The following is a 732-nucleotide window of genomic DNA, read 5'->3' as shown; positions in this document are numbered from 1 at the left end:
AGGGCCGCTTCCAGATCATTGACGTGTGCGGCATGATGGACCCCATCACCAAGTACACCCACCAGTTCGCCTCGGCCGACAACATCCCGGCGCGCATGCGCGAAGCCTTCCGCCTGGCCGAAGAAGAAAAGCCGGGTGCGGTTCACCTGGAGCTGCCGGAAGACATCGCCGCCGAGCAGACCGATGCACTGCCGATCCCGCGCAGCCTGCACCGCCGCCCGCTGGCCGAGCACGTCGCCATCGAAGCTGCATTGGAAAAGCTGCAGAACGCCCGTAGCCCGATCCTGGTGATCGGCGCCGGCGCCAACCGCAAGATGACCGCCAAGGTCCTCAAGCAGCTGATCGACAAGACCGGCATCCCGTTCATCACCACCCAGATGGGTAAAGGTGTGGTCGACGAGCGTCATCCACGCTTCCTCGGCAACGCCGCGCTGTCGTCCGGTGACTTCGTTCACCGCGCCGTCGAGGCCGCCGACCTGATCATCAACATCGGCCACGATGTGATCGAGAAGCCGCCGTTCTTCATGGTCCGCGGTGGCACCGAAGTCATCCACATCAACTTCCGCTCGGCCGAAGTCGATGCCGTGTACTTCCCGCAGGTGGAGGTGATCGGCGACATCGCCAACGCCGTGTGGCAGATCAGCGAAGCCCTGAACGACACTTCGCACTGGGACTTCACCCGCCTGCTGGCCATTCGTGAGGCCAACGAAGCGCAGATCGCCGAAGGCGCTG

1 pseudogene is annotated in these 732 nt (G+C 63.9%); it reads left to right on the top strand.

The features are described 5' to 3' along the window. Window positions 1-732, top strand: a pseudogene (locus HP546_RS30795) (thiamine pyrophosphate-binding protein); the annotation flags it as partial.

The organism is Pseudomonas sp. CM25 (genome assembly GCF_013179705.1).
Lineage (GTDB): Bacteria > Pseudomonadota > Gammaproteobacteria > Pseudomonadales > Pseudomonadaceae > Aquipseudomonas.
Note: the sequence above shows the minus strand (reverse complement) of the source record. Positions and strands in the feature narration are given on the sequence as shown.